Annotated in this window: 4 protein-coding genes; 3 read left to right on the top strand and 1 reads right to left on the bottom strand. The window is 59.3% G+C overall.

What is annotated here, in order from left to right; all coding sequences use genetic code 11:
• Positions 1-510 precede the first annotated feature (510 nt).
• The gene (locus tag EN943_RS34455) at positions 511-1986 is read left to right on the top strand and encodes an NAD-dependent succinate-semialdehyde dehydrogenase (protein ID WP_095769043.1); all 1476 of its coding nucleotides are present in this window, start codon (positions 511-513) and stop codon (positions 1984-1986) included.
• A gap of 784 nt (positions 1987-2770) precedes the next feature.
• On the opposite strand, the gene EN943_RS34450 is transcribed toward EN943_RS34455, so the two are convergent.
• A complete protein-coding gene (locus tag EN943_RS34450; protein ID WP_224570032.1) occupies positions 2771-3286 on the bottom strand; it encodes a DUF2285 domain-containing protein in 516 nt (171 codons plus the stop codon).
• Between the two features lie 793 nt (positions 3287-4079).
• On the opposite strand from EN943_RS34450, the gene EN943_RS34445 reads away from it, so the two are divergent.
• Together EN943_RS34445 and EN943_RS38910 are read left to right on the top strand one after the other, a co-directional pair.
• Positions 4080-4535, top strand: coding sequence for a transposase (locus EN943_RS34445; RefSeq protein ID WP_256748481.1), 456 nt, complete (start codon positions 4080-4082; stop codon positions 4533-4535).
• 880 nt (positions 4536-5415) lie between these two features.
• Positions 5416-5544, top strand: coding sequence for a hypothetical protein (locus EN943_RS38910; RefSeq protein ID WP_135907184.1), 129 nt, complete (start codon positions 5416-5418; stop codon positions 5542-5544).
• The last annotated feature ends 23 nt before the right edge of the window (positions 5545-5567 follow it).

Genomic DNA, 5567 nt, shown 5'->3' with positions numbered 1-5567 from the left:
CGCTCAAACAGGTCAAGGCGGCGGCCAAAAAGCTGCTTTCGGCCGAGCCCGCCATTTTGGTGGTCGGCCCGCCGCTGGGCGGCAAGGATGAGTAAAGAAACTCATCTCACCTTCCTTCTTCATCGGGGCTTCTCGTGGGAAGAGCGAATGTGGAGGCCCGTGGGCCAAGCAGATCATGCAGACGCGCGGAGTCGTTTTCGCCGACCTTGCGCGGCATTGGCGGTCCGGCGGCCTCTCGCCGAAATGGCGCTCCTCAGCATGTATGCCGCCTTTTTGCAGAATTCAGTCGCATGCCACCAGCAGGCATGGTGGATGAAGCAAACATCCGACTGCTTAATCCATCAATTGATGAACCGCGGGCACTCAAACTAACGAAACTGCTGTCTTTTCATCGGGCTAGCGTGGTCTACCAGCTGCTTTGCCGAGGCCCTACGACGAACCCACTGGTGCAGAATACACACTGACGGCCTGTCGACCTGGATGTTCGCTGCGTTGAGGAGGAATCCGGTATTGCCCCTGTGCCTGCCGATGATCCGCCGTCTGAAATCCCCGCACCTGTTTGGAGCCATCGACCGCCTGCCGGCACTCGGCAGACCAGTTGGCAATAAGACGTTCGAGGTCGTCAATCCGTCGACCGGCGAAGTTTTGGCAGAGCTTCCCGATATGGGCGTGGAGGAGACACGTGCTGCGGTAGACAAGGCCTATGTTGCGCAGTCGGGATGGGCCGCGTTGACGGCCCGAGAACGTAGCGACGTTCTTTGGCGATGGCATCAGCTGATCATCGACCATGCAGGCGATCTCGCCGCGATTCTGACTGCGGAAATGGGCAAGCCGCTTGCCGAAGCCATTTCAGAGGTATCGCATGCGGCGGCGTATCTGCAATGGTATGCCGAGGAGGCCAATCGCGTCTATGGCGAGACGATCTCGGCACCCTCGACAGACCGCCGAATGCTAGTGATCAAGCAGCCCATCGGCGTTGTTGGCACGATCACGCCATGGAATTTCCCGGCCTCCATGGTGGCGCGCAAAATCTCGCCGGCCTTGGCTGCGGGCTGCACAATCGTGCTCAAGCCCGCTGAACAGACGCCGCTCGTGGCTGGCGCAATGTTCGCCCTCGCCCATCAGGCCGGCTTTCCCGATGGCGTGGTCAACCTGATCTATGCGTCCGAAGGTGATCGCGTGGGCCGTGAACTCTGCACCAATTCCAAGATTCGAAAGATCAGCTTCACCGGTTCGACCGAGGTCGGACGGCTGCTGATGCGTCAGTGCTCTGACCAGATCAAGAAGGTCAGCCTTGAACTCGGCGGCAATGCACCTTTCATCATCTTCGATGATGCCGACATTGACGGTGCTGTTGACGGTGCGGTCCAGGCGAAGTTCCGCAATGCCGGCCAGACCTGCGTTTCCGCGAACCGCATTTACGTCCAATCGAGCGTTCACGATGAGTTCGTCAAGAAATTCGTGGAAAGAATCCGGCACTTGTCGGTTGGCGACGGATTCGATGCCGGAGTGGACATCGGACCGCTCATCGACAAGCATGCTCTGGCCAAGATCGAGTCTCACGTCGCAGATGCCATTGCGAAAGGCGGCACAATACGATGCGGGGGCCAGCGTATCGGCAAGAATGGCACGTTTTTCGAACCCACGGTCCTCACCGAGATTTCCAGCGTCATGGCAGTCGCGCAAGAGGAGACATTCGGGCCGCTCGCGCCGATCATTCGCTTCAACGATGCGGATCAGGTCGTGCGCGAGGCCAATGACACGATATACGGCCTCGCCGCATACTTCTATGCCTCAAACCTGAAGCGGGTCTGGCGTGTGGCAGAGGCTCTGGAATATGGCATGGTTGGCATCAACACGGGACGCATGTCCTCGGAGGCGGCACCGTTTGGCGGGATCAAACAATCCGGCATCGGGCGGGAGGGTTCCCGTCATGGCCTCGAGGACTATCTGGAAATGAAATATCTTTGCATGGGCGGGATTTGAAACCTGCTGCACTGTCTCTCCGCCCCACCGGGGGGCGGCCTGCGGTCAATGCCGCCACCTAATTGGAAGTTCCAAACGCCGTTGACCTGAAACACGGATGCCCGGCAGGAGACTGAGCTCGCTGTCGGGCCGGACATGCCTTGGGAGGGCATAAGTCAGCGCTCCTAGGGCCGATGGGCCACTCAGTTCGTGCGCCTTTTGCCGATTGCGTTGCATGTGCCGTGCCAAGCCAAAAAGCATTGATAAACCGCCGATGGATCAGCTTTTGCCCTGTTGCGCATTCTACATTGTGGGATATGCGACAATGCCCAAGCGGTTGAATCGTCGTGTTGCAGAACCCCAGACGGGTCATGACTGCTATTCTTAGGACAGTGCGCAGCAAGCCGCTACTCGCTGCACTCCAGGCACACCATTTCCATAATCAAGCGGTGGGTGCTATGTTGACCGAGCTGTCGACCAGGGAACGGTGTGAGGCCTCAGATCCCTCCATATTGTTGCACCCGCCGGTCCAACAGGACTGCAGGTCCGGCCTCAAAGGATCTTGGCTGCTATGGCGACATTGCGGTGCACGCCGCTTTCCGACCAATGATGTGCGTCCAGGTCGAGGCCGGCCCTAATGAACCACCGCCTTGGCACCCTCGCCCATCTCATTTCGGCATCGACAAGCTAGACCAGAGCGCACTTGCAAGGCGCCATGCAGTCCTGTCGGCGGGCGAACTGTTGGTGACGGGTACAGCTGCGAGCGAACGTTCATCCACCGACGCACAGCGCGGACTGTCGCTTTTCAAATTAGGAAATCTCTGTAGCCACCATTCATGAGCGCGCGGCCACGCGAGACGGCCCGACGGATGCGGTCGCGCAGATGATCGCGAGGATCCGCCCAGTCGGCATGGACGCGCCGTTGACCGATGAGAACTTCGGCGAGCTCGCGATGAGGTGCTCCGGCGAGCGAACCGTCGAGCGCACGAAGAACGAAGGACAAACGAACGCCGCGCTTTTCCGGCGCAAACAAGCGGGGGGGCAACTGTTGCCCTAGACTGAGAGCATTGAGGCACTCCAGTCCCCTCAGTCGATGCTTTAAAAGCACCGCGGGCCAGATGGCTTGCGTATGCAGGCAAACAGGGTGGAGGATATTCGCGCCCGAGACGGCGAGCTGCAGCGCGTGGTCCGCATTGCGAAGAAGAACATGCTGGCTCTTGTCGGGCGCCAGCAGGACGATTGCACGACAGGGCAATGCCGAGAGTTCGAACGGCGGTGTCGGCGACGAGGCAGGCAACCGTTCCGCAATGACCGGCAGCACATGGACGCACCAGAGCGGACACCAGAATACGACCGAAGCGCGGCCACAAGACTCCGCGAAACAGAACACCCCAGCGTGACAGGTCGCCGGCCGACGCGACCATATCGAGAAAGGATTGGAGAGACCAAGTCTTGCAATGCTGGCGCGCAGCGGTCAGATCGCGCTGGAACGCTGGATTGCGGCGTAAGAACTCCCAAGCCCACTCCCGCAGCGTCAGGCCAGCGGTGTAGTCGTATGATCTTTCATCCCGCCAATCGGCCTGATCCGCGCCAGTCAGGAGATTCATGACTGACATCCCCTGCCCGCGCCTGCGTGCGTCGAAACATTATGCCACTTCGCAAAGCATCGGCGAAGGCAGCAGACGTCGAAGACCCCGTTTCGTTGAAGCGTCAGCCATCGCCACTGTCGGCGACAGAAGATGTGCCCAAATTGCCACCAGACCGTCGAACTGGCACAGCGACGGCCAGCGCGACCTGGAATTGATCCCGTAACGGTCATCGGCTCCTGCGTCGCGATCCAGACGTCCCTTGAAGGCGCAGTAGCGCGGCAGTGGATCGCACGCTGCTTGTCGGCAAGTTGTCGTAGCGGCGGCGCCATAGGCACGGTCATCGGAGGGTCTCCTGCGGCAAGCTTTCGCCATTGGAGGCCAATCTCCCCGCTAGGGCAGCCTGTGCAGTTGCACAGGTGAAGCGGATCAATCAGGGGGAGCCATGGCGGAAACTGGATGATGGCGGCTTGAGGAGAGCGGCGTATCGAGGCGGGTGATGAAGCCTGCCAGTACCTCTCAAGGAGAGTGATACGCCATGAACGAGACTATCAACACATTGTTCGCCTTCGTCAGCCCGACGAAATCGATGATACCCTGACGGATGTACTTCGCAGCGGCGCGCGCAAATTGCTTGCGCATGCGATCGAGATGGAGGCCGAGGCGTATGCCAAGGCGGTCGACTGCCTGACGAAAGATCATATTGCGTCGCTGGCGCTCTACGATTTCCCCGCCCAACACTGGGATCATCTGCGAACGTCCAATCCCATCGAAAGCGTCTTTGCAACCGTTCGCTATCGCACGGTGCGTACCAAGGGCTCGCTATCCTCGAAAACCGCCCAGCTGATGGTCTTCAAGCTGTTGGCCGCGGCCAGGAAGTGGCGACGATTGAAAGGACAAAATCAGTTGCCGAAACTCATCGCAGGTGCCAGGTTCCTGGACGGAATCCAGGTCATCGAAACGAAGCCGCAGAGCGCCGCTTGATCAGCCTCGTCACCCAAATTCCAGCATAGCTCCATCGGAACTGCCAGCCTTCCTTGCCGATCAGGCGCATATCAGCGCTGACGATACCGAGGACGGCGATGGCGGTCACCTCCAGGCCGCCGAGTAACGACCCTCAAAACACCGCACTGGTCGAGGCCAGCCTGAACCGGTATCTTGTGCCTGCCCTCGGGAGTCGCTCTATCCACCATGTGATCGACACCGACATTGCTAACATCACCAAGAAGATCGTCGCCGGGGGTCACCCGCAAGCGGCTAACACGGCCTTCTGGTGTATGCGGGCATTTTTCAACTGGTGTCGCAAACCGCCGCAACGGCTCATCCGCGGTTTCCCCGCGAGGGATTGGAAAATCCGGATCCGGCCCCGATCGTCAAGCGCAAGCGAGTGGTGAACGATGCCGAACTGGCGGCTATATGAACGGGCTGTGAGCCCGAACCGGGCGATATCGGCTATTCGTTCGGCTCCATCGTCAAGCTGCTCATTCTGACCGGACAGAGGCGTACGGAAGTTGCCGCGATGCGTTGGTCCTCAACCTTGAAGCCGGAACATGGAACTATCGGGTGACCGCACGAAGAACGAAGAGCCTACGCTTATTCCGCTGTCCACACTGGCGGTGTCGGTCCCCCAGACGGTACCGAAGACCAATGACACGTTTTTTTCCCTGCGAGGGGCAACGAAAGAAGCCACTTCTCAGGCTACGCGAAGGGCAAGAAGGCTCTAGACGGCAAGGTCAATACTGACGGGGTGGCTTTGGAGAACTGGACCCTTCACGATCTGCGCAGGACGCTCGCGACAAATCTCGGCAGGCGGCAGGTATTGCCACACGTCATCGAGCACATACTGAATCACAAGGCGGCGTCCTTGACAGACATTGGCGAAATCTACAATCTCTATAGCAACGTCAAGGAGAAGCGCGAGGTGTTGCAGATGTGGTCAAATCACATCGAATGGCTGATCAAGCAGGCTGCGGATGACGCTCTGGCGGCGTAGCTGCTGGCATGGGCGGAAGATGC

This window comes from Mesorhizobium sp. M7A.F.Ca.US.006.01.1.1 (genome assembly GCF_003997935.1).
In the GTDB taxonomy this organism is placed as follows: domain Bacteria; phylum Pseudomonadota; class Alphaproteobacteria; order Rhizobiales; family Rhizobiaceae; genus Mesorhizobium.
This window is presented reverse-complemented; position numbering and strand designations above follow the sequence as displayed.